At 49.6% G+C, this 25,328-nt stretch carries 18 protein-coding genes and 1 riboswitch; of the genes, 5 read left to right on the forward strand and 13 right to left on the reverse strand.

Translation table 11 applies throughout. From position 1 onward, the window contains the following. Positions 1 to 62: 62 nt before the first annotated feature. Together PTW35_RS23970 and parM are read right to left on the reverse strand one after the other, a co-directional pair. Complete coding sequence (locus PTW35_RS23970; RefSeq protein WP_044620815.1) at positions 63 to 821, reverse strand: hypothetical protein; 759 nt, start codon at positions 819 to 821, stop codon at positions 63 to 65. Further along, positions 814 to 1,845: a plasmid segregation protein ParM domain-containing protein gene (gene parM / locus PTW35_RS23975; protein WP_044620814.1), complete on the reverse strand. Its 1,032-nt coding sequence runs from the start codon at positions 1,843 to 1,845 to the stop codon at positions 814 to 816. The genes PTW35_RS23970 and parM overlap by 8 nt, the downstream gene beginning before the upstream one ends. Positions 1,846 to 2,573: 728 nt before the next feature. Continuing rightward, a riboswitch (cyclic di-GMP riboswitch) is annotated at positions 2,574 to 2,657 on the forward strand. Between the two features lie 156 nt (positions 2,658 to 2,813). Between parM and PTW35_RS23980 the strand changes: the two genes are divergently transcribed. After that, on the forward strand, positions 2,814 to 5,411 hold the full coding sequence (locus PTW35_RS23980) for a glycosyl hydrolase family 18 protein (RefSeq protein ID WP_281027774.1): 2,598 nt from the start codon (positions 2,814 to 2,816) through the stop codon (positions 5,409 to 5,411). Between the two features lie 74 nt (positions 5,412 to 5,485). Here PTW35_RS23980 and PTW35_RS23985 read toward each other — a convergent pair whose 3' ends face one another. The 4 genes from PTW35_RS23985 to PTW35_RS24000 all read right to left on the reverse strand — a co-directional run bounded on the left by PTW35_RS23985 (position 5,486) and on the right by PTW35_RS24000 (position 11,969). Further along, positions 5,486 to 8,302, reverse strand: coding sequence for a cadherin repeat domain-containing protein (locus PTW35_RS23985; RefSeq protein ID WP_281027775.1), 2,817 nt, complete (start codon positions 8,300 to 8,302; stop codon positions 5,486 to 5,488). Positions 8,303 to 8,855: 553 nt separating this feature from the next. Continuing rightward, on the reverse strand, positions 8,856 to 9,383 hold the full coding sequence (locus PTW35_RS23990; RefSeq protein WP_281029134.1) for an NADPH-dependent FMN reductase: 528 nt from the start codon (positions 9,381 to 9,383) through the stop codon (positions 8,856 to 8,858). A gap of 170 nt (positions 9,384 to 9,553) precedes the next feature. Further along, on the reverse strand, positions 9,554 to 10,759 hold the full coding sequence (locus PTW35_RS23995; RefSeq protein WP_281027776.1) for a NupC/NupG family nucleoside CNT transporter: 1,206 nt from the start codon (positions 10,757 to 10,759) through the stop codon (positions 9,554 to 9,556). 271 nt (positions 10,760 to 11,030) lie between these two features. Next, positions 11,031 to 11,969 (reverse strand): LysR family transcriptional regulator, encoded by a 939-nt coding sequence (locus PTW35_RS24000; protein WP_044620810.1) that lies wholly within the window; start codon positions 11,967 to 11,969, stop codon positions 11,031 to 11,033. Between the two features lie 219 nt (positions 11,970 to 12,188). Here PTW35_RS24000 and PTW35_RS24005 point away from each other — a divergent pair, with 219 nt between their 5' ends. Together PTW35_RS24005 and PTW35_RS24010 are read left to right on the forward strand one after the other, a co-directional pair. Next, positions 12,189 to 13,505 (forward strand): GMC family oxidoreductase, encoded by a 1,317-nt coding sequence (locus PTW35_RS24005; RefSeq protein ID WP_281027777.1) that lies wholly within the window; start codon positions 12,189 to 12,191, stop codon positions 13,503 to 13,505. Positions 13,506 to 13,523: 18 nt separating this feature from the next. Further along, the gene (locus PTW35_RS24010) at positions 13,524 to 14,237 is read left to right on the forward strand and encodes a DUF3047 domain-containing protein (protein WP_281027778.1); all 714 of its coding nucleotides are present in this window, start codon (positions 13,524 to 13,526) and stop codon (positions 14,235 to 14,237) included. 149 nt (positions 14,238 to 14,386) lie between these two features. On the opposite strand, the gene PTW35_RS24015 is transcribed toward PTW35_RS24010, so the two are convergent. From PTW35_RS24015 to PTW35_RS24035, 5 genes are all read right to left on the reverse strand, one after another. Further along, positions 14,387 to 15,232 (reverse strand): citryl-CoA lyase, encoded by an 846-nt coding sequence (locus PTW35_RS24015; RefSeq protein ID WP_281027779.1) that lies wholly within the window; start codon positions 15,230 to 15,232, stop codon positions 14,387 to 14,389. Then, complete coding sequence (locus tag PTW35_RS24020; protein WP_281027780.1) at positions 15,229 to 16,431, reverse strand: CaiB/BaiF CoA-transferase family protein; 1,203 nt, start codon at positions 16,429 to 16,431, stop codon at positions 15,229 to 15,231. Before PTW35_RS24020 ends, PTW35_RS24015 begins: the two co-directional genes overlap by 4 nt. A 46-nt stretch (positions 16,432 to 16,477) precedes the next feature. Then, positions 16,478 to 18,025: a tripartite tricarboxylate transporter permease gene (locus tag PTW35_RS24025; RefSeq protein WP_281027781.1), complete on the reverse strand. Its 1,548-nt coding sequence runs from the start codon at positions 18,023 to 18,025 to the stop codon at positions 16,478 to 16,480. Between the two features lie 14 nt (positions 18,026 to 18,039). Then, on the reverse strand, positions 18,040 to 18,516 hold the full coding sequence (locus PTW35_RS24030; RefSeq protein WP_281027782.1) for a tripartite tricarboxylate transporter TctB family protein: 477 nt from the start codon (positions 18,514 to 18,516) through the stop codon (positions 18,040 to 18,042). A gap of 110 nt (positions 18,517 to 18,626) precedes the next feature. Continuing rightward, positions 18,627 to 19,610, reverse strand: coding sequence for a tripartite tricarboxylate transporter substrate-binding protein (locus PTW35_RS24035; protein ID WP_281027783.1), 984 nt, complete (start codon positions 19,608 to 19,610; stop codon positions 18,627 to 18,629). Between the two features lie 201 nt (positions 19,611 to 19,811). On the opposite strand from PTW35_RS24035, the gene PTW35_RS24040 reads away from it, so the two are divergent. Both PTW35_RS24040 and PTW35_RS24045 read left to right on the forward strand, forming a co-directional pair. Continuing rightward, a complete protein-coding gene (locus tag PTW35_RS24040) occupies positions 19,812 to 21,497 on the forward strand; it encodes a sensor histidine kinase (RefSeq protein ID WP_281029135.1) in 1,686 nt (561 codons plus the stop codon). Beyond that, the gene (locus tag PTW35_RS24045; RefSeq protein ID WP_281027784.1) at positions 21,494 to 22,201 is read left to right on the forward strand and encodes a response regulator; all 708 of its coding nucleotides are present in this window, start codon (positions 21,494 to 21,496) and stop codon (positions 22,199 to 22,201) included. Before PTW35_RS24040 ends, PTW35_RS24045 begins: the two co-directional genes overlap by 4 nt. An 85-nt stretch (positions 22,202 to 22,286) precedes the next feature. On the opposite strand, the gene PTW35_RS24050 is transcribed toward PTW35_RS24045, so the two are convergent. After that, the gene (locus tag PTW35_RS24050; protein WP_281027785.1) at positions 22,287 to 24,176 is read right to left on the reverse strand and encodes a TRAP transporter fused permease subunit; all 1,890 of its coding nucleotides are present in this window, start codon (positions 24,174 to 24,176) and stop codon (positions 22,287 to 22,289) included. Between the two features lie 169 nt (positions 24,177 to 24,345). Further along, positions 24,346 to 25,272, reverse strand: coding sequence for a TAXI family TRAP transporter solute-binding subunit (locus tag PTW35_RS24055; RefSeq protein ID WP_044620802.1), 927 nt, complete (start codon positions 25,270 to 25,272; stop codon positions 24,346 to 24,348). Positions 25,273 to 25,328: the final 56 nt, after the last annotated feature.

Here is a 25,328-nt window from a genome sequence, read left to right on the forward strand (position 1 = left end):
CGATGGCCAATAAAAAAGTACACGCCATTGCGTGTACTTTTTCTATTCAACAACAGGCAACCCTAAAAGATCCCTTTCTTCTTGATCTTCTGCACATGGGCAAGACGCTCGTTCAAATCTACAACAGGGGTTTCACCTTGTTCTTGGTTTGATAAGCCCGCCTGCGAACTTATGCCGCCCTTAGATAACTTGCCGATGAGTTCAGACTGCGACGCCAGCATCTGCTTAAGCTCAGCAATTTCTTGCGATTGTCGTTCGACCAGCTTAACCAATCTCGCGTTTTGTGCATGATGGCCTTCTACCGCATCAGAAACAGCAGCAGTCACCGCTTCAACCGTATTCGCCGCACTTCCCTTTTCACCCTCTGCTGCCAACGTTGATGACATGACCGCTGATAGGTGCTCGCGCGTACGCTCAGCCTCAGTGGTGACCTGCTCGAAAATCGACGCCTTTAAAGCCTCAAACAGCTCTTCCTGGGTTTGCTGGTTGCACACTTGCTCAGTGTTCGTCGCTAGATACCCAAGTCCCTGGAGGGTCTTTTCCAGCGTAAATTCAGATACCTGGGCTTCAGTGAGCTGCATGCTCAGTTGCTGAGATAAGTCAGGACTCAGCAAGTGCATGAACAGGCCACTCAAATAGACCTGCTTTTGGACATTCCGCGCATTGAGTAATGCCAGGCTGTGCTCATTGCCGGATTCTGATTTCAGCCTGGCAAAATCGTCAGCCCATTGGTGCAGTACCTTACTGGCATAAAGATCTGCCGGGTTATTAACCGGGTCGAGATAAATGGAATAATTGATCCGTTTTAGACGATCAGCCATTTACAACCTCTTGTTCTGGCATATTAACCGCCTCGCCATCGGCATGATACAGACACAATTCACGCGCCAAGGCTTCTTGCGGCTCGTCCACCAGCACTACGCGCTCGCCCAGTGTTTCGTAGGCTTTTTTCACTGCCGGGAAAATTAAGCTCGCACCGCCACCGACCAAGTAGACACGGTTCGGGTTCTTGGCAAACTTCTTCGCTTCGTACGCAACCTGCTTGCCAAGCTCGTCGATTTTGGTTTCGATTTTTTCAAGGATAACTGGGATCTGGGTTTCATCATTCACGACTTCCCGCACAAAATCCAGGTTATCGCGCTGCTTGATAAGCTCATTCGCCACCAGGTAGCTTGAATCACTATCAGCAACTGCCAAGGACTTACGAGCAACATCGGTCACCATGGATACGCCAATTTCGTTATTTCCGTAAATGGCAGAGACATCATCAAATTCGCCGACAATCACCCCCATATCCAGCGTAGTCCCGCCAATATCAATGACCAGTGAGCGATTGAATTGGCTAACAGACTGCATCGTCAAAGTCGAGAGCACAGCAGGTAAACTCTCGGGCATTACTTCGACATCAATGATATCGAACAACTCACCTTTGTTGAGTTCAATTTGACGCATCAAATTATCGCGCTTGCGGGCAATTTTCGCTTCGTTTTTTTGGCAATCTTCGGCGTTGTAATATTCGGTAATAGGTAGTGTCACCACCAACTTAACCGGACCCGGTTCAATACCTGTCTGCAGCAGCGCATGGTGAACGGAAAGTAGATTCAGATCATCATACTGGTAATCAACATGCGTTGTTTCCAGGGCTTTGTCTGAAGTCATGTCGTAGGTATATTTGGTTGAGCCAATCGTATAATTAAAGATCTTCTTGTCTTTTCTCAGTGCGGCACTTTTCCAGTTTTTACGGAACGAGTTAGGAGAGATAACGGTATGTAGTTCACCTTGTTCAATCCAACTTACTTTAACGTTGGTTGAACCGTCATCAACCGCAAATTTACGTGGCGTCATTGTTTTCCTACTTTTTCTCGGTGAGAGTGATTTGTCTGCGCGAAAGTAAATAAACCACCGGCCAATGGCAAACCTAACGCAATGGTTTTGAAGCAGTTCAGCAAAACAAAAAAAATCCGACCTTTTTGTTTAATATCCTTCAGATTTGGTCGATCCGCCCGCATTGCAAGCCAATAAATGCCACCGACTTGGATCGGCTGATACACTCAAGCAGTAAACTTAATTTACCACTTTAACTTTCTTTCTATCCAGCACTCTAGTTTGGCTCATCAATAACAGCAAACAAAAAAACCAATATATACATACTCTTAAAGTTAAATCAGCCAACCATTCACACATTATTGGTGTGGGAGTAATGAAAGGCTAATGAAATAAGTATCCAGAAACACTAAATATTTCTCATTAACTCGCCCTACCACTCACAATCAATAGAAATTCAACTGACGAATAGAAAATCACCGCCCATAAACCTGACAAATAATAAAAATAGTAGACAAAAAAGCGCTGAACATATACCAGCCGCACGCATTACCAGCCATAAACTGGTCGCACCAATTTGCTAGATAAAGATCACTTATTCATTTCAATTCAAAGAGTTAATTAAAACCCCACTTCAATCAACTTCATGAAGCAATATCACATAGTGACAATTTTTCGCTCCATTCAGGCATTAGCAAAAGATTTTTCTTTGACCAAAATAAGCGCCTTTGCTACTAATTTAATGGTACTTGTGACAACGGCAAACTAAATGAAAGTTTAGGACGCAAAGCTTCCGGTCTAACGAGTTTCTCAATGATAGCGGGGCTACCTCAAGTGGAGTTTCTCCATTTACGTTGTGCTCGTATTTATTAAAACAAATGAAGCGTGATTGTAATGGGTTAATTCTATTTTTCTTAATTTATAAATAGAAAATCAATTTATCTCGCTCCCTGAACCATTATTCGTTTTAGGTAAATGGAGTTTATTCTGTGAAAAAGTCTAATCTAGCCATATTTATTGGCGGTTTACTCTCGTCTTCAATAAGCTACGCAGCCGCGCCCGGTGCCCCTACCATCGACTGGGGTGAGCACACTTACGCCCTCGTCGAGCTAAACCGTGATGCCAGCAGCTACGAAGATATCGTCGTCGGCATCCACGATACTGTTGCCGTGACGGTGTCTTGGCAGTCCTGGAGTGGCGACCCTGCCGACACGGCCAAGGTCAAACTCGATGGCAACACGGTTTGGACCGGCAGTGGCAGCGTCAAAAGCGCCACCTTTGATGTCAGCAAAGGCGGTGTCTACGACATGACTGTCGAACTATGTAACGCTGATGGCTGTAGCGAAAGTGGCAGCGTCAAGCTTACAATCGCCGACACGGATGGCAGCCACCTCGCTCCACTAGTCCCCGTGCTACAAGAGAACAACAAGCCTTACACCAATAAGTCCGGCAAGGTGGTTGGTACCTACTTTGTCGAGTGGAGTGTGTATGACCGCGCCTTCCCTATCGATAAAGTACCCGCTCAGAACCTGACGCACATTATTTACGGTTTCACCCCAATCTGTGGCGGCAACGGCATCAACGATAGCTTGAAACAGATCCCTGGCAGCTTCGAAGCACTGCAAAAAGCCTGTGCCGGACGCGACGACTTCAAAGTCGCCATCCACGACCCATGGGCTGCACTGCAAAAAGGCCAGCAGGGGGTTAACGATTGGGCTGATCCTTACCGGGGTAACTTCGGTCAAATGATGGCATTGAAGCAAGCCTATCCGGATTTAAAAATCTTGCCATCAATTGGCGGCTGGACGCTTTCTGACCCTTTTTACTTCATGCATGATGAAGCGAAACGCCGCACCTTCGTCAACTCGGTGAAAGAGTTCCTGCAGACTTGGAAATTCTTCGACGGTGTCGATATTGACTGGGAATACCCCGGCGGTAACGGAGCCCACCCTACCCTGGGCGACAAAGAAAAAGATGGCGAATTGTACGTCACACTGATGAAAGAACTGCGTGAAATGCTGGATGACCTATCGGCAGAAACCGGCCGGACTTATGAGCTGACTTCTGCCATCGGCGTCGATGTCAAAAAGATCGAGGTGGTTGATTACAGCCGTGCCCAGCAGTACATGGATTATATTTTCCTGATGAACTATGACATGTTCGGCGCATGGGATTTCAATAACTTGGGCCATCAATCCGGACTGTATGATGCCAGCCATAATCCAGCAATCACCCACACCACAGACCGTGGGGTAAACGACCTGTTGGCTCAAGGGCTTGATCCTAAAAAACTCGTCATTGGCGTGCCGAAATATGGCCGTGGTTGGAAAGGTGTCCACAACTATACCGGTGATAATCCAATGACCGGGCAAGCTACGGGCGCTATCGATGGCACATGGGAAGCCGGCGTGCTCGATTACCGTGATATTGCCAACAACCATTCGGGGGCTGGCTGGGAAGATCGCTATGACGAACAAGCCGAAGCCTCCTACAAATGGAACCCTACCACCAAGGAACTTATCTCTTACGATAATGCCAGGGCAGTACAAGCCAAAGGGAACTATGTTCAGCAAAGAGGGTTAGCCGGTCTGTTCTCGTGGGAAATCGATGCCGATAATGGCGATGTCCTCAATGCCATGCACGATGGTTTGGGGCATGGCGGAGTGACACCACCACCGGTAAACAAGCCACCTCATGCTAATGCCGGTGTCGACCAAACGGTGACAGGGCCTATCGATGTCATTATTGATGGCTCAAATTCCTACGACCCAGAGCAACAAGCAATCAGTTATTCTTGGAAGCAAACAGCTGGCGATACTCTGCCAATTGCAGGCGAAAACGAAGCTAAGGCCACCATCACGGTACCGTCTACCGATACTGACATCAGCTATACCTTCACCCTTACCGTAACTGATGAAGAAGGCCTGACTGACACTGACACGGTGACCATCACCAACAAAGCAGAGCAGGAAAACCAGCCACCGAGCGTGTCGCTGCCAGCCCAGCTTTCGGTAAAATCGCAGGATAACTTTACCCTGACTGCCCAAGCAGATGATCCAGACGCTGATCCATTAACTTACAGTTGGGCCATCCCGCAAGGCTTTGCTCTAGTCTCCGGCCAGGGCACCGCCTCGCTGACCCTTACCGCTCCAACTGTTTCTGAGAGCACGCAGGCAACAGTATCAGTACTGGTATCAGATGGCGCTTTGGATGCCCAGGCACAAACCCAGGTCACAGTGACCCCTAAAGATACCGGCGGTAATGAGTGTGACCTCACCGACCCGAATGCTGGCAACTATCCAGCATGGTCTGGTGGTGCGGTATACAACACTGGCGATCAAGTTAGTCATGATCAGCTGGTATGGGAGGCTAAATACTGGACACAAAACAATGAGCCAAGCGTGACTGCCGATCAGTGGAAACTGATTAGCGATGTCGAGTTCGGCTGGAACACGGGAGTAGCCTATAACGGCGGCGATGAAGTCAACCATAATGGCAACCGCTGGAAGGCCAAATGGTGGACCAAAGGCGAAGAGCCTGGAGTTGCAGCTGTGTGGGACAACATCGGAGCCTCAACCTGTGACTAACAGGTAAATGGCCACCGAAATAAAAAAACAGCGGCTCACTGAGCCGCTGTTTTCAATCTAGCGCTTGTTATAAATTAATCGCGTGATAATTTCACTTCAAAACGATCCCACTCGACTAACTGCTTCTCTACATAACCCGCGCCTGATGGCTTTTCTGCGGTTCGATAGATCACGAAAGGCTGCACCGCATTCCAGTCACCATCGTAAAAGTCATATCTATCAATCAGTGATTTATCGACAACAGTGTAAGTCACAATACGGTTTGTCGGGCCAGTTTGACAATAGTTTCCTTTGTAAAAAGGCTGAGCTTGTTTTTGCGCCATCAAATTTGGCAAATTCATAACATTCACTGTCGTCGCACACCCTTCATAGCGTTGCACATATAACCTTACCGACTCTTGATATTGATGACCGGTCTCTCCAATCGGCTCGGCCGATTGCACATCCACAGACAAGGCGACTCCCAACCCCAGCTTCTGTACTTCCTCGATAGTCGGCTGCATTACCGTCGCACCCGCAAAATCAAGCTCTGTAGCCTGGTATGGCGAACTGTAGGCATCTATCGTACTCCCTACAACAGTAAATACCCCTGAAATAGTCAGATCACGGGTAGCGCTCCCTTTTGCCGGAGGCACAACGGAAAGGTAACTGGCCGACATAGGTGCCAGTGCTTTGTAGAGTTCACTTTCCTGCTCGCTAACTTGCAAAGCGAAAAATTTTGACGGCGTATAGTCCAATAACGCGAGCTCTCCCGAATTAGGATCGACCCTCAAATACTGTCCAACCCAACCACTCGACAGGCTTTGCAGGCTATAGCTTCTTGTTCCATATTCTTTTGGAAGATCAAGTGTCACTTTCTTCAGTGGCTCATATTCGAGCTTATCGTGACGAACCACGAACCCTGGGTGCGCCGCCTTATCGATAAACGCGCCGGCATAGTCAGAAGCAGATAAATAGTTTCGTGTTTCGGCAGCTTCAAAAAGCACGTGAAAAGACCCGGTTGAGCGCATCTTCACAGTACCATCAGAGGCTACGGTAACCGGAGAGGTATCAGCTTGGTACACCTTGAAAGCAATATCTCCTTTGAGGTTTTCGATTAGCGGTGAAATAACTCCATCAGACGTATAAACTGCATCACTGTAGTCAACGGTGACAGGGTTCGGTGCTTTTTCGATGGTCACTGCGAAAGAGGCCGTCGCCGGACTGTATTTATCATCACCTGCGTCAGTGACTTGTACCACTGCATGGCCTGCATTGTGGATAGTGATTGTTCCTGTTTTGGTATCAACCGCAATCACCCCTTGCTCGCTTTTATCCTCCAGCAACTTAAAGCTCAAGTTGCCAGTTCCCCCGCCAATAGCGGGTGGGCGGATGGTAGGGTTTCCTTCAGAGAAGGTACGCACCAAATCGCCGTCGACAATTAAGCGAGAATCAGCAGCGTTCACCACTACACTCATGCGTTTAGGCTCTGAGGCCAAAAAGTTATCACTCTCCTCACGCTCTACCGTGAAATTGGCAATACCGCTGCGTTTTAATCTGAAACACGCATTGGCAGCGTCATACTCAGCAATATTGCTATCACTGCTGGAGACTGGCAACACGCGCAGTATACCCACATCGCCCTCAAAGACGACAGCCTCACAATAGTCGGGGAAATAGGTCGTAGTCACATTACTGACTGTAAACTCAGGGTATGGCGCCTTGAGCACATTCACGGTCAGCGGTACCGGTGCCGATGGCAAGTAATTGTCGCCACCATCATCAATCGCCGTCAGCTTCGCTGAGCCAGCGCGCAGTACCGTCAAACGACCACCATCGAGCGATACAACATCCGACTGCCCGCTTAGCGTCAACTGGCCTAATTGCCCTTCCATTCTCGGCGATTCACTCATCCCTTCGGTATAGGTATAAGTCAGTTCACCGGCTTCCATCCCCGGGTGCACCGCCGGATTAACCGTAACGGTGAACGGATGCTCGTCAGCGGCAAAATTGGTATTGAGATCATCTATAGCGCTCACCTCAGCTTGACCCACCCGCAAAAAACGAAGTAGCCCGGTTTGTGCGTCTACCTCAATCACATCGTTACCGCTTACCACTTCGTAGCGCACTGGCGCGACATGGTTATTGACGGCCGGTGAAAACAACGTGGTAGCATCAAACATAACAACGGCATCGGATACCTCTAGCTCTGCGCGCTTACCGAGTTTGATCAAGACAGTAAAAAAGGCTTCTTGTTTGGCATAACCAAACTCACTGCCCAAGTGTTGAGTCACTTTGACTTTGGCCTCTCCTACTCTAAGAGCTGTCATCAAGCCTGAGTCTTCCGAGAGGGTAATTACTGGTTCGGCCTCTTCCTCTACCAACTGATACTTCAATCGCCCCCCTTCAGAGCCACTGATTTTCAATGGGCTTAGTGTTAAACCCGATTGAAAAGCACGCTCTTGGGATGAAAATTCGAGTTTATCGGGATCTAAGGCCGCAATAGTAATTTTGGCTGACTGGGTAGCTTCGCGGTAATTTCGATCACCACAATCAGTCAAGATCACCTCAACCTCGCCAGGTACTCCTTTCGCAGCAATAATTCCCGTTTCGGGATCAAAGTCCACTAACCCTTCCGGTTGGAACTCGACGGTTACCTCCCCCCTCTGGCCAAGGACAGGCAATATAATATCCTCGCCAGCAATGGTCGGGATGGTAATGTCCGCAAGCTCTAGCGCCTCATTTTCAGCTTGCTCAACCACAACATTAAACGTCGTGCTTGACGTCTTGTATTCCTTGCTACTATCAACGACTGTGACTTGAGTTTCTCCTGCAGCAAGTATTGTAATCTCTCCGGAAAGCGGGTCTATCCGGATCACATCACTCGGTTCACCTGCAGAAATTTTGTACACTGCACTTCCGACTTGGTGGTCTACTTGAGAATGGGCAATACCTTGCTCAGAAAAGGTTAAAGAAAGGTCTTGAGCAGATAGTGCTGCACGGTCTTGTTTTTCTGCAGGCTTTGTTAGTTCATTGGATTCGCTGGACCCACCGCCTCCGCCACCACATCCAAATAAAAGTAAGCTTAATATAACCGCTGATATTTTTAATTTCATTTTCATGCATGCTGCCCGTAAAAAAGCATGGTTTACTACATCTGTAGCAAACAACCATTGAACACCGTTTTATTTGGCTTGGGATTATAAATTCAGCATCTGTTAAGATTCAAGAATAAATATGAATAGATATGTATGGATAAAAAGCTATGTTTAAATAAAAAATGCCATGAAAAACTTTAACTCACTAAAAACAACAAGTTAAAGACAATAATAAATTGCATTTAAAATCCATTAAATTATTACACCAAACATAACTTTCAAATTTGAAATACATGAGGGTCGAAGAAGGCTGCATTGCCCTCGTGATTATTGAACTCACAAAGGCAATGTTCGAATAAGGCTTAGCTTACTGCTGCAGTAACTGAACCGTCGTCACGATCTTGTCATTTAAGTGCGGATGAAGAATTCCCCCATTTTCAGGGTCGAAGTTCTCATGAAAACTTGGCACTGACAAAGAAGCTTTCACTTCAGCACCAAAAAATGGCATCGAAGCCTCAGCGGCAGCCAATACATTCTTAGCCCCACCGGGGCCCGGAGAGGTTGACAGCAATACCATAGGTTTGTCCTGGTACACTTTCGGCTCTATACGCGAAACCCAATCGAACAGGTTTTTGTAGGCAGCGGTATAAGAGCCGTTATGCTCAGCAAATGAAATTAATAGCGCATCCGCAGATTGAATTTTCTTCAAAAAGGCATGGGCCAACGCCGGTTGCCCTAGTTCCAGTTCCTTATCATGGCTATACAACGGCAGCTCGTAATCATTCAAATCCAATATTTCGACATTGTAGCCTTGTATTTGTGAGGCAGCGTAAGTAACCAGTTGTTTATTGATAGATGTCTTGCTATTGCTGGCCGCAAAGGCGATTACTTTCATGTTGTCTTCCTTTTCATTATGTATTTTTTCACTTGCCAAATAACAGTAGCAACTCCGACCAGTTAAGCAAATCTAATCCCTTGTATCACTCCCCTATCCATATAAATCAAAAGGGGAGGCCTCAGCCTCCCCTTCTCAATCATTGATAGCGCCAGCTTAAAAGGCCCTGCTTATAGTGATAGGATAACACCAGCAATAGCCGCACTCATCAAATTGGCCAACACACCGGCAGCAATAGCACGGAAGCCCATCCGCGAGATAAAGTTACGACGCTCCGGGGCCAAACTGCCTAGGCCACCAATCAGGATTGCCATGGTAGACACATTGGCAAAACCACACAGGGCGAATGTAACAATGGCTAGCGAGTGCGCACTCAGTTGCTCTTTGACTTCCATCATTTGGATGAAGGCGACAAATTCGTTAACCACCACCTTGCTACCAATCAAAGAGCCCGCGACCAAGGCTTCATTCCATGGCACGCCAATCAAGAAGGCAATCGGGGCAAATAGATAGCCAAGGATAATTTCAAAGCTAAGCTGAATGCCAAACAAGTCACCGACATTACCCAGCAAACCGTTGAGTAGCGCAATAACACTGATAAACGCCAGCAGTGTGGCACCTACCGCTACGGCAATGCGGACCCCAGACATGGCACCATCAGCCAAGGCTTCAACTACGTTGGTCGCTCGAGGCAATTCCACTGAGGTAATTTCGTCTTCATCATTGGCCTGATCGCTTGGCGGTACCATCATTTTTGCCATCAACAAGCCTGCCGGTGCCGACATGAAAGCCGCTGCAATCAAGAAATTCAATTCCACGCCCAGTGATGCGTAACCGACCAGAGTACCGCCCGCAACAGAAGCCAAACCACAGGTCATCACAGCAAAAAACTGCGAATCACTCATTTTCGTCAGATAAGGTTTCACCACCAGCGGCGCTTCAACCATTCCAACGAAAATATTAGCGGTTGCTGAAAGCGATTCGGCTCGACCTGTGCCCAGCAGACGCTGCAGAGCGCCACCGATGATATTGATCACTTTTGGCATCAGGCCAATATGATAGAGCGCAGAAATAAGCGCCGAAAAGAAAATAATGATGCCCAGTACATTAATGGCAAAGACAAATCCGACACTGCCAGTCGCCAACCCGCCAAACAAAAAGCTAATTCCCTGCTGGCCATAATCAATGACGCTGGACACACCGGCTGTTACGGCATTTAGCGCATCTTTACCCGCCGGAACATAGAGTACCAACAAGGCAAAGATGATCTGCAAGCCAAAGGCGAGAGATACCGTTCTGACAGGAATATTGCGACGGTCTGTTGATAATAGATACGCAATAACCAAAATGGCGAAAATACCCAGTAAGGAGGACATGAAATTAGCACCTTTGCTCTAAATGTTGAGCCGCGCATTCTAGAGAGCAAAGGATTGCGTACAAGGTCAGTTTGCTATTCGTTTGTTACAGCAAGAAATGACCAAGAAACCAAACAAACATAAATAATTGATTTTAATGCAATTAATATGGATCCAGTTTTGATTATTGCCAAATGGAAAAAGTATTTATGCCTTCACGCACAATATTCTGCTGCTAGCTGTCTAAATTCTCAGCAAAAATTGAACTGCTGCCCACACAGCCAAAGGAAAATTATAGTTTCACCCAAGGCTTCAGCGCCTCATCCCAATAAGGATTATCACCAATATACTGTTTAAAAAAGGCAATGACCGCACTGATCTTTCGAGGCAAGTGCTTGCGACTCGGATAGACCGCATAGAACGGCATCGTTTGATTTGCCGTCCAGTCAGGTAGCAGCTGGATTAACTTCCCATCCCTGAACTCGTCGGTTAACAAGTAACTGGCAAGGTAGGCAACTCCCCAGCCGGCTACCGCAGCATCCCTAACCGCTTCGGCTAAATCAACCCGGTAGTTTCCTGAGACTTTTACGCTCAACGACTCACCCTGCTTGGAGAAATCCCAACAGCTATAATCGCGCTGCCGGCTTTGATAGGTCACGCAGTTATGGTTAACCAGCTCAGACGGATGGGTAGGCGCAGGATGATCGATTAAATATTTAGGTGACGCGGTAACAAGGAAACGGGTCTCAGCCAAACGCTGGGCAACGTACCCTTCCGGGATATGCTCAAAGTTAGTGATCCACAGATCCAATCCATCGGCCAACATATCCGCCTTGTGATCAAATAAGCTAAGCTCAACCTGCAGATCAGGATACAGCTGACGCAGTTTCTCGATGGCCGGGATGATATGCATCGTACCAAATGATTGCGACAGTCCTAAACGAATCAACCCCGCGACATCATCACGCTCCAGCGCCATACTGTCATTGGCTTCATTGACCGCGGCGAAAACTTGTTTCGCATATTGGGCAAAATGATGGCCGGCTTCTGTCAGGGTTAAACTACGGGTTGTTCGCTGTATCAACTTGACGTTCAACTCGCTTTCCAGCGAACCGAGTTGTTTGCTGACATGGGAAGTCGACACCCCGAGAGTACGTGCCGCGGCAGTAAAACTACCAGCTTCTACCAAGGTATGAAAAATCACCATTTGACTGGCTCGGTCATGGATCAATGCAGTGCCCTCTATCAATACATCTACAGACCATCCATGGTTTACATTCCAATATTAGGAATAAAAAGCTCGCCAGTTTACTCCTACAAAGCAAAAAGTCACGTTCGAAAAAGCCATTGAGAAAATTAATCGACCTGTTTTTGAAACGCCGCTTACAAGCATAGGATTAAGTTTTTATTTGTCATATAGTTAACACAGTAAAACGTTCAGGTCATAAAGATGGCAATACAAGAAAACGCGTATTTCGATGCGATCATTGTTGGCAGTGGGCCTGCGGGGGCAACACTGGCCAAGTCACTCAGTGAACAAGGCAAAAAGGTTCTTATTCTTGAGTGGGGATCTGATTCCCCGCTGAGAGGCTCTTTCTGGCAAATGGCAGATATCGCCGCCATTCCAAGCAAGGGAGCATTTATCGGCAAAGATCTATCCTTGCTTATTCGCGGCATTACCGCCGGCGGCAGTTCGGCGATCAACTATGCCACCGCCATGCTACCGCCGTATGACATGTTTGACCGCTACGGCATTGATTTGCGTGCTGAAGCCGAGGAAATGCAACAGGCTGTTCCCTACAGGCCCCTCCCCGATCCCCTCGTAGGACCTCGCGCAAAACGCATCTGGCAGGGGGCCGAAAAAGCAGGTTTTGAATGGCACAAGCTTGACAAGTTCATTGATGTTGAGCGCTGCCAAGCAGGCTGCCACTTGTGTGGTTACGGCTGCCCGCATGGTGCCAAGTGGACTGCCCGCCGGTTCTTGGAGGATGCTGTAACGTCTGGCGCCCAGCTCATTACCAAAGCAAAGGTCACCAGGGTGCTAACTGAAAACCAGCCTGATGATAGTCACCTAGCTATAGGGGTTGAGTACCAAACAAATAGCGGTGTTCACCTTGCTTTTTCCGAGCGAGTGATCCTATCGGCTGGTGGGATTGGCTCACCGCAAATCTTGCAACAAAGTGGCATTGCCGGGGCTGGCCAGCAGTTCTTTATCGATCCTGTCATCGCGGTTATGGGTACGGTCGATGAGAAATTTAGCGCCGGTGAAGTGCCAATGGCTGCGGGCCTGCATCTGCCCGAGGAGGGAATCGTCCTATCAGATCTCGCTCTCCCCAAACCGTTCTTCCACTTGTTTACCGCCCAGGCGGGCCGTTTCGATCGCCTGTTAGCCGCAGATAACACCCTAGCCATCATGGTGAAAGTAAAAGACAGCCTAAGTGGAAAAATATCCGCAAACTGGGCGAGTAAGTCGCTCTGTATTGAGGACAAGGCACGGTTAGACAAAGGCGCAGAAATGGCCGAAACCATTCTTACGGCCGCTGGAGCTACCCACATTTATCGCACCCACCATTTCGCTGCCCATCAAGGTGGCAGCGCCGCCATTAGCGATATTGTTGACAGCAACCTGGAAACCGAAATCAAAAGGCTGTATGTCTGTGATGCCTCGGTCATTCCTGAAGCCTGGGGACTGCCACCAACCTTTACCCTACTTTGCTTGGCAAAAAGGCTATCGAAGCATCTCGCCAACCACATGGTGGCAAATTAGATAAGCAGGCTCTAGCGTATGGCATGGCAGCAAACTCCATCATTTGTGACTATGATTAGCGTCATGCCATTACTCCTACGATTAATACCACTGCTGATTACTTTCAATGCATCCGCTACGTTTGAACGTCACGTGGTAAAATTTGGTTATGAGGATATCTCTTCCTGGAAAGTTAGACACTTTCAGGGCCGTACTCATTACTCGCAAGTCCGGCTGGATAATCAACGGGTTCTCAAGGCCACCAGCAGTAACAGCGCAACGATCCTTTCCAAGCCTATTCGCATCGATCTCGAAGAAACCCCCTACCTAAATTGGTCTTGGCGGATTGAAAATCAATTAGAGGGAATCAATGAAACCACAAAAGATGGCGACGACTACGCTGCACGGGTTTATCTCGCCATCGGTTCCAACTGGCTGACTTCTACCAGCAAAGCAATCAACTATGTGTGGTCCAGTAACCAACCCCGCTTTTCCCGTTGGAGCAATGCATTTGCCGGGGAAAGGGTTCAGATGATAGCAATACGGGGTAGCTCGGACAGCATCTCGAAATGGCAAAATGAAAAGCGCAATGTCTACCAAGACTTCATTAATGCATTCGGGGATAAAGGCAGCGAACAAGCCAATAGAGAAGCCTATCGGTATATCAATGGCATCGCCATCATGACGGATACCGACAACAGTGGCCAAGCGGTAACCGCTTATTACGGCAATATTTTCTTTTCAACAAAATAGCATTAGAAGAAAAAGTGTAATGGCAAACCAATAGACTTTGCCGCCATTACACCCTCCCAAAGGGGGAAAAAGATGAGATTTCAACATCACAAAGGTCACACAAGCCGCATCGTACCAGAACATTTACAAAACACCATACTATAAAATGGTTACTTTGGTGCTTTTTGCCACTCTCGCTGTCCAGGCCCATCGTATGACCAAAGCAGGTTGCGCGGGATAGGCCCTTTGTTTCGGCCTCCTTGACCGGTTTGCTCCCAGGCATGAGCCAAAATCCCAACCGAACGTGACAGGCAAAAAAGCCCTCTTGCTAACGGGGCAGGAAAGCCTAACTCGGCATAGATAACAGCCGTTGCCCCATCGATATTCATCGGAATACGTTTGCCTTTTTGCCGAAAAAGGTAACATTCCACCCCCATCGCGATTTCAGCAAACCGACCAGTGACGGTCCCGGCATCGGCAGCTTGCTTGATTAACGCCATCAACGCTGGTGCTCGCGGGTCAACCGGGTGAAAGCGATGGCCAAAACCTGGGATGAATTTACCGTGAAGTTCTTTATGTGTCGTCACTTCTGAGTCTATCGCAGCTTCCAGCGACTCACCTTGCTCACAACGATCAGCAATGGCTCGATATAACGCGACTGCTTGCTCCCCCGCCCCCCCATGCACATCACCCAATACATTTACCGCTGAAGCCATGGCGTTATTTAGGCCAACGCCACAAGTTGCCGCCATTCTGGCAATCGCAATACTCGGGGCTTGAGGGCCGTGATCAACAGCAGACATCAGCGCAGCATCGAGCAGTTTTGCCTGTGAAGGCGATGGCAGATCGCCTCTTACCATCAGCCAGATCATCTGGGCAAAGCTGATATTGCCGATAAGCTCCTCTATCGGGTAGCCATAATAGCGAATCTCGCCCGGCGACATATCGATGATAGACGTCTTCCACCAATCGCTAACATCACGCCCAATCCCTTGCTCAGGTCTTTCGATACTCATATGGCCCCCTGCTCCTGTAATCGCTCAATTTCTTCCTTGCTTAAGCCCAATGCAGTCAACCACTGTTCAGTGTGCTCACCCAGCAGAGGGGGCGGCAATGTGACAGCAGGGCGCTCGCCATCGAGTTTGAAGCCGGTTCTGACATAACGGACATCTTGATTCACCCCTGGCGAGTCAACAAAACATCCGGTGAAGTCCCGCTCATGCACCTGAGGCAGGGCCAGCGCCTGCGGTACACTCAACACCCTGCCAGCTGGCACACCGATACGGTTCAACGCGGTTTCCCATTCTGTTGCTGGTTTAACAGCAAAAGCCGCTTCGATATGACCGGTGAGTAATTCCCGATTTTCCAGCCTCGCCTGCCGCTCGGCAAAACGGGGATCGGTGATCAAATCATCCCGCCCGATAAGCTGGCACAAGGCTTCGAACTGCTCCTGTTTGTTGGCTGCAATATTCAACAAGCCCCCACCGGTTTTAAAGGTGCCCGAAGGACTCGCAGTGACATTGTTATTACCTAGGGGCTGCGGCGCTTTGTCGGCCACCAAGTAGTTGGAAACCGCCCATCCCATAGTGGTCAACGTCGATTCCAGCATGGATACATCAATAAATGAACCTTCGCCCGAGGCCTCCCTGCCTGCCAGCGCGGCGCAGATTGCAAACGCTGCGGTCATGCCTCCTATGGTATCGGCTATCGGATAGCCAACCCGATAAGGGGCATTTTCTGGCGCGCCGGTAATACTCATCACCCCGGACATCCCCTGGATAATCTGATCGTATGCTGGCAAATGGCGCATCGGGCCATCAGCGCCATACCCTGAAATCGCGCAGTAGATGATATTAGGATTCACTGCCTTTAACTCTTCATAGCCCAGACCTAGCCTGTCCATCACGCCGGGGCGGAAATTTTCAATCACCACATCCGCCGTTTTCACCAGTCGCTTGAACAGGGATTTACCCTCATCCGTTTTCAAATTCAATGTAACCGACTGTTTACCTACATTCTGGGCGAGAAACGAAATCCCCATACCGGCCTTGTTGAGTGTTGGAGAAGCCCCTAACTGGCGAGCTAAATCGCCACTATTCGGCACTTCGACCTTGATGACTTCAGCACCTAAATGGGCCAGCTGATGACCACAGAATGGCCCCGCCAGTACATTGGTGAGATCCAGTACTCGGTATTGATTGAGTGGTGTCAGCATCCTTCGATTCCATCTTTGTCATTGTTATTTATCTTAAAACCGTTAATCATTGCTGTTCAGGTGCGGTGGCATCCCCCGCCATCTGAACTTGTTTGGCTTTACGTTTATCCAACAAATTGCTGACCATTGGCATCATCAAAGCCAGTACGGCACACATCATAATGGACAAGGTCAGTGGGCGCTCCCACAGGAAGGCGTAGCTACCGTCAGACAGGGTCAGTGAGCGGCTCAGGTTCTTTTCAAGGATTTCTCCCAAGATGAAACCCAGCAGCATGGGAGCCATCGGGAAATTGAGCAACTTCAGAAAAGTGGCAATGATCGTGATGATCACCATCATGTGGATATCGAAGGTGTTGAAGCTCACCAAGTAAACACCAGTGATAGAGAAGAACAAGATCAATGGGATCAAGATTGGCCGCGGGATCACCAGCAGGCGCGAAATATACGGGATCAACGGTAGGTTCAGGATAAGCAGTACCAAGTTACCGAAATACATCGAGATAATCACCGACCAGAACACATCCGGGTTATCGACAAACAGACGCGGCCCCGGCTGAATACCATAGGCAATCAATGCACCCAGCATGATTGCCGTGGTACCCGAGCCCGGAATACCCAACGTCAACAGAGGCACGAATGAGCCCGTCGAGGCCGCATTATTGGCGGATTCCGGCGCGGCCAAGCCACGCAGTGCACCTTTACCAAACTTGGCTTTTTCTTCTTTGCTGGCAAGGTTTCGTTCCATCCCATAGCTCAGGAAAGATGCTATGGTTGCCCCTGCGCCCGGCAGTACCCCGACCAAGAAACCGAACACCGATGAACGGCCAACCGTCGGTGCGACATGCTTTACTTCCTCCTTGTTCAGCTTCATGCTGCCCAAAGAGTCCATGTCCATCTGCGGCTCTTTCTCTTTATGCTCGCCGCGCAATACCGTCATGATCACTTCAGTCAGGGCAAAAGTCGCCATCGCCAGCAGCAAGAAGCTAATGCCATCTATCAAGTTAACGTTATCGAAGGTAAAACGCGGGATCCCCGACATCACATCGTTACCTACGGTGGCAATCATCAGGCCGAAGACTGTCATCATCAGCGCTTTGAGTACCTGCCCTTTACCGGAAAAAGCGGCTACGGCAGTCAGGCCCAAGATCATCAAGGCAAAATAATCAGATGATTGGAAACTCAGCGACACCTTGGCCAGCGCAGGCGCGGCAAACAACAGGATAATCGCCCCTATCGTGCCGCCGGTAAATGAAGAGTAAGCCGCCAGCGCCAGCGCTTTGCCTGCCTGTTTGCGCTGCGCCATCGGGTAGCCATCAAAAGCGGTAACCACGGTACTGGCACAGCCCGGCGCATTGATCAAAATCGAAGAGGTCGAGCCGCCAAAGATAGCCCCGTAATACACACCGGCCATCAGGATAATGCCTGATGAAGGATCAAGGCCGTAAGTAATAGGGATCATCAAGGCAATGGCAGAAATCGGCCCTAGCCCCGGAAGCATGCCAATAAAGGTACCGGCAAAACAACCAACCACCACCATCAGCAAATTAAATGGCATAAATGCCGTTGTCAGTCCTGACATCATTCCATCAAACATGGTGTTTCTCCCTTTTAGATCAATGCCCAAATTCGGCCAGGCGCTAAGTAAATATCCAGCAACTGGGTCAGGACGTACCAAAACCCACTAGCAAACGGTACCGATGCCAGTAGCAGGGTTTTCGGGCGACGCTCACCCAGAAGCCAATAACCACTGGCCAAGAAGAACACGGTAGAAAGCAGAAAACCTACCCATTCCAGAGCGATGGCAAATAACACCATCAAAACCAACAGCTTGCTGATAATTTTGAAATCCAGCCCAACTAGGGACAGCATGTCTGAGGCTTTCACTTGCGTTTTTCGATGTGCTGCGACCAACTGCAGCAGCGATAATGCAATCCCCAGCATGGCCAACATGGTCGGCATCGACTTGGCGTGGAAGGGTTCGTATTCGTCACCGGGAAACAGAGGTATTTGAGTGGTGTAATAGCCGTAGGCAACGGAAAAGCATAAGAAGATCAGCCCGCCGATGTGATCTTTGGTAAGCGTCATGGGTCTATCCCCTGATTGATAGTATTTGGAATCTTTCGCTTAAAGAATGGGCAGAGCAGGCACCTCACCTGCCCTGCGTTTGGCATTGTTAGAGTGGCTTGTACAGAAATCTAATTCAAAAAGCCAAGCTCTTTCATTAGGTTACCCATCTCTTTTTCCTGCTCTTGCAAAAAGGCTTCGAACTCTTTGCGCGGCTTGTAGATTTCCGTCCAGCCGTAACGGTCTCGGACTGTCGTCCACTCGTCGGTCTGGTACATTTTCTCCAGCACGCTGGCAAACTCATCAGCCTGCTCATCGCTGATCCCCGGCGCTGCGAAGAAGCCACGCCAGTTAACAAAGCTGGCGTCATAGCCCAGCTCCTTTAATGTCGGGACATCCGGAGCAGCTTTCGAGCGAATTTCACCAGTCATCGCCAAGATGCGGACTTCTCCTGCTTCAGCGAGGCTCAGCGCCTCGCTCAAACCCGTTGATAGCACCTGGGTTTCCCCCGATAGCAGGCCAGCCATGGCTTTACCACCTGCATCATAGGCAAGGTATTTCACCCGGCGTGGTTCACCGCCCGCCGCTTTGAAAGCCAAAGCGGCTACAAGGTGATCCATCCCACCGCGCGAAGAGCCGCCTGCGACAGAGACCGAGCGCGGGTTTTTCTTATAGGCTTCTGCAAGTTCATTGAAAGACTGATAAGGTGAGTCTTTGGCCACGACAAAGGCCGCATAGTCACCAATAGTGGCTGCAACAGGGGTCAGGTCACGGAATGACTGAGGGAAAACTTTCGAAAGGGAGCGGATAACAATAGGGGTAGAATTCACCATCAAGGTATCTTGTGACTGTTCCGCCGTTTTGATCAGATAAGCAATCGCTTTACCGCCACCACCACCAGACATGTTTTCATAAGACACTTTGTCGACCAATTCGGATTTCGAGAGTGCTTCACCGGTACCACGTGCGGTGCTATCCCAGCCACCACCGGCACCACCGGGTACCAAGAAGTGGATTTCGTCGACTTTCGCCTGCACCGAGCCAATGCTCATTGCAGAAGCCATCAACGTCGCCAGTAGGGTTACACGGTTGCGGGTAATAAATTGAGTCAGCATAGCTCTTTCCTCGTTGAGTGTTGTTTTTATCCTTCAACACAAAGATAAGGCAACTACTGAGCAAACCAAAGATTGTAAAATTAATGTGAATAACGTCTTTATTTATCATTTTGTTCATATTGTTCACAGCATACCGGCACAAAAACAGGTAAAGTCGTTACATCATTAACGGTGAAAGGAATCACCCGCTTCATGTTACATATGCTGTCGTTACGCCACCTCCGGTTAAAGTGGCGTATGATATTGATTTTAGGGGTCATTGCCGTATTACAAACCGGCATGTTAGGCCATTTTGCTATCCGCTATCTCGATAATGTGTTGGATGAGCAGATCGGCCAGCAAGCCATGCGGGTGGCATTGGCGATTGCGGCATCGCCGGATGTGATCCGTGCCGTTGAAGCCGGAGACTCTGACTTTTTGCAACCTTTAAGTTACAAACTCGCCCACTCGGCCGAAGCACGGTTTGTCGTTTTTGGCGATAAAGACGGCATTCGCCTGGCCCACCCTTTTCCCCATATGATTGGCAATTCTATGGCCGATGACGATGGCGATACCAATGCGCCCGCCCTTGTGCATGGTAAACCCTATGTATCCAAAGCTCTGGGGAGTATCGGCTGGTCAATGCGGGGCAAAGCGCCGGTGTTCAATGCGGCAGGCACCAAGGTTATCGGTATTGTCTCTGTGGGTTATATGCTCGATACCGTCGACCGACTGGTGAGCAACCACCGCCTCAGCATGTTGTTCGCTATCGGCGGCGCTTTCCTTTTCAGTGTGTTTACCGCCGTCTGGTTTGCCTCCCATTTCAAAAAAGCCATTTTCAACTTGGAGCCCGAGCAAATCGGCCGCATGTTCCAAGAAAGGAATGCGACCCTTGAAACCGTGCGGGAAGGAATTGTAGCCATCAACCATGAAGGAAAAATCACCACCTTCAACCATGCGGCAATCCAAACACTGGAGCTACCAGAGAGCGACAGCTATATCGGCAAGCCCATTCAAGCAGTATTGCCTGACAGCGGCATGCTCGATGTACTGGAACAGGGCACCCCCCAATATGACCAGGAAATTTGGTTACACAACCACCTGCTAATCGCCAACCGGATCCCGCTGATCCAAGGCGATCAGATCACTGGTGTGGTCTCTAGTTTCAGGTTAAAAAACGAGGTTGATCTGGTCAGCCGTAAACTCACCCGCATCAAACAGTATGCCGAGAGCTTGCGCAGCCAATCCCATGAGTACAACAACAAGCTCCACACGATTGCCGGGCTGATCCAAATCGATGCCAAAGACGAGGCGCTGGCGGTTATCGGCCAAGAGTCATCAAGCCACCAAGCGTTCATCCAGCAACTGATGGAAGTCACCTCCGATAGCATTCTCGCAGGGTGCCTACTGGGTAAATACAACCGAGCCAAGGAGCTGGGGGTTGAGTTGGTTATCGAACAAGGAAGCCAAATGTCTGCGCTGCCTGATGCCCTACCCCGTGAACAGCTGGTCAGTATTTTGGGTAACCTGATCGACAATGCCTTGGAAGCCACCCTTTCCCATCAAGGTAAAGGCGGCACGGTAACATTGATACTGTCAGACTTCGGCAAAGAGCTCATTTTCGAGGTGGAAGACCAGGGGCCCGGGATCACCCGGGAAGATCAGGACAAAATCTTTACCCGCGGCTACACGACCAAAGCTGCGCAAGGGCACGGTATCGGGTTAGATTTAGTAAAAAGCCTGACGGATCACCTAGGGGGACTCATTACCGTGGAGTCGATTACCTCTGAAGCAGCACCCAGCGGCAGTCGATTTACCTTATATCTCCCCAAACAGATAACCCCCAATAACCAGAGCAACGCAACCAAGAACAATGATTCAACGAAGCACACGGAGGTGCAATCATGACCACCACTATTCGCATTGTCATCGCTGAAGATGACCCTCAGATTGCAGAAATCCAACGGCGCTTCATTGAACGTATCGATGGCTTCGAGGTGATAGGCATTGCCCATGGCATTGACGAAGCCCGCGACCTAATTGAAGTCCTCAAACCGGAGTTGGTACTGCTTGACAACCAATTCCCGACAGGTACCGGCCTGGCGTTGCTCAGGGAGTTACGGGCTGGGGGCTGCAACACCGACGTCATCCTGGTGACCGCTGCCACCGAAGTCGATACCCTGCGCCAGGCGATGCACAGTGGCATTTTCGACTACATCCTAAAACCTTTAGTCTTTGAGAGACTGCAGGCTTCTCTGTTAAAGTTTCGTGGTCACCTTGAGCGGTTTTCCGATATTGACTCACTGCTCCAAAGTGACGTTGATGGCTTATTGCAAGCCTCACCGGACAATAACCACTCACCGGCCAATGTTGCTAACAAAGTAGCAGGACGTCTACCCAAAGGGATTGATGGGTTAACCCTCGATAAAATCCGTGCCGTATTCTATGGCCCGGCAGTCCTGCTCAATGCGGAAGAAGTCGGACAGCAGATTGGGGCCAGCAGGACAACCGCCAGGCGCTATCTCGAATATTTGGTCAGCACGGACGAACTGAGTGCCGAAGTGTCTTACGGTAGTGTCGGCCGGCCTGAGCGCAGATACCAACTCTGCTGAAGGCTTGTGAAATGTTTAAAAAACAAGGGGAGCGGCTTGGCTCCCCTGTTTGATTGGTCGTGGTTTCTATTCTAAACCAAAGGCATCAAGCGGCTGTTGCGCTGCTTTCACTCCCGCGATAAGCATTCAACGATGTAATCACCACCACAACGGCAACAGCCGCAAGCTTGATAGTTAGGCCACTGAAAATTAGGGCAAATGGCACCGCTAAAAGCACTGCACGTGCAGCCATAGACAACGGCTTAATGAGTCGTCCTTCGATCGCGCCGGCAAAGGCAACAATCAAAGCGATGGTAGCGACAATCGCAAACATGAAGCCAATAAGGTTTTCCCCATCGTAGATAAGCGGCGAGAAAGCCATCATCAGCGGGATCAAGAAGAAACCTTGAGCCAGCTTGAACGCCTGGATCGCAGACTGCATCGGTGACGCCCCGGCAACCCCGGCGCCGGCGAAGGCCGCCAAGGCAATTGGCGGAGTTACATTCGAGGTTTGCGACAACCAGAACACGATCATGTGCGCAGCTAGAATGCTCAAGCCCAGCTCAGTCAAAGCCGGCACGGCCATGATTGACAGTACAATGTATGCGGCCGTTACCGGTAAGCCCATCCCAAGAATAACCGCAGCCACGGCAATTAGTGCCATCACCGACCACAGGTAACCGCCGGATAGCGCCATCAGGAACTGGGTAAATTGCAAACCAATACCCGTCTGACCGACGACCCCGACCACGATACCCGCTGTGGCACAGGCGACCGATATCGGCAATGCCAGCAGCGCCCCTTCTTTCATTCCTTTAAAGAACAGGCGGATACTGATACGGCTGTGCTTGCGACACATTGCAGCGACCAAAATAGCACTACAGCCCGCAATACCGACCAGCACCGGTGAGTAGCTCATCAGCAACAACGTGGTGATCAGTATTAGAGGAACAATAAAGTGCCAGCCCTGCTTCATCACCACTTGAAGCTGGGCCACTTTATCCATCCCTTTCAGGCCGAGCTTACAGGCCATCAGATGAACATAGAGCAAGGTACAGCCGAAATACAAGATAGCCGGCGCAATCGACACCAACAGAATTTCGCTATAGGCAATACCGGTGAACTGTGCCATCACGAAGGCTCCGGCCCCCATTACCGGCGGCATGATTTGCCCGCCTGTAGAGGCTGCAGCTTCAATACCCGCAGCCTGCTCTGGCTTATAGCCGAGCTTTTTCATCATTGGGATAGTCAAGGCACCGGTTGTCACCGTGTTGGCAATGGCCGAACCTGAGATAGAGCCCAGTGCCGCTGATGCCACGACACTCGCCTTGGCAGGACCTCCACGGTATTTACCCGCGACGGCAAATGCCGCATCAATAAAGAACTGACCGGCTCCGGTCACTTGCAGGAAGGCACCAAACAGCACAAAAATGAAAACGACCCCTGCTGCAATTGCGAGCGGCGCACCGAAGACGCCATTGGTAGAATAAATGTGAAAGCGGATGATTTCATCCAGCGCAAAACCTTTGCTCGCCACGCTGGCTGGCAAAATGTCGCCGAACATGGCATAGGCCATAAAAATCGCGGCAATAACCACCATGACCATGCCAACGGTCCGGCGAGTCGCTTCAAGCAATGTGACAATTAAAATCGAGCCGGCAAGCACATCGTCTGCTCCCAGGCCGTCAAGCAAAAAGCCAATATCGTCATAATCAAACCGGACAATATGCTGCGCAGCCCACAAGGTAGCAAGGGCCATGGCTAAGTCGATAAGCCTTGCAGGCAGGTAAAATCGGTTGTCCTCTTTTACCAGCGGCCTGACAAGAAAGACAAGCGCGAGGATCCAACATAAGTGGACGGGGCGAAATACAGGTGCGGAGAGGTTGGCAGTTATCCCCTGCCAAATTTGAAACACTGATAATGCAATGGCAGCAACGGTGGCCAGTTGCATTAACCGCTCAGTGACCCTGTGATTTAACGCCGAAGAATTAGTCATTGCGAACTCCTTGTATGCGGCAATGTATCTATACCCAATGTACGTCAAGCTGAAGCCTCAACGTGCAGCGCTGAATCTCAACTATAAAGTTACCTGGGTATATCGCCCCCGAATCGCTTCGGGGGGATTGGTTCACCTGCCGTTCCCGTCAGGCATCACTTCGGTGGTCCTATTTTTTCTCATCCATGAACTGCTGAGAGCCAGGGTGAAGAGGAATACCCGCCAGTTTGTTCATGTTTTCAACGGTGGTGAACTTAGTCACACCAATAGACTGACGGATTGTGTCGATGTTATCGAACGCGACCTTGGTCATCTCGTAAGCGAGATCTTTATCCAAGTCACCTTTTACCACCAAGACATTCCACACTGCTGGCGCTTGAAAAGCGGGAACATTGCGGTAGCTGTCAGCATCGACATCCAGTCCACTGTAAGACGCATTAGCTTGATTGATTTTCGCAATTTCCTCATCGCTGAAAGACAAGATGCGGATATCGCGAGTCAGGGCTAGCTCGGTGATCGCCCCCACCCCAAGGCTACCTACGATCACACCAGCATCAATCTGGCCATTTGCCAACGCTTCAGTCGTCGCCGTGTAGTTCAGGGCCTGGCCGCGCATGTCACCTTCTTCAATGCCCAGCGTTTTGAGGATGTTCAGGGCACTGACTCGGGTGCCCGAGCCCGGGGCCCCCAAGGCAACACGCTTACCTTTCAGATCCGCAACAGATTTGATGTCCGAATTGGCTGGCACCATAAACTGGACCACATTTGGGTACAGGGCAAACAACACAGAGACATCCATCTTACGTGGGAATGGTTCTGTTCCTTGGTAGGCCTGCTGAACTACGTTTCCCATTGCAATACCAGCAAGCTGCTGCTTGGTCGATACTTTGATCACGTTCTCTACCGATGCGGCCGTCACTTCTGCTCGCATATTGAAATCATCAATATTCTCACTCCAGATCTTCGCTAACAAACCACCCAAGGGATAATAAGTACCACTTTGGCTACCGGTGCCGATGGTGTAATTATTCGCTGCAACAGGCAGAGAAACAGCTAAAGCCAAAGAGATAATCCCTTTTTTGATCATTGAACGCATTGAGTACTCCTTCTCGTTGAATGCCGGATACCAAGTGTCAAACTAGACACATACGC

This window comes from Photobacterium sp. DA100 (genome assembly GCF_029223585.1).
In the GTDB taxonomy this organism is placed as follows: Bacteria; Pseudomonadota; Gammaproteobacteria; order Enterobacterales; family Vibrionaceae; genus Photobacterium.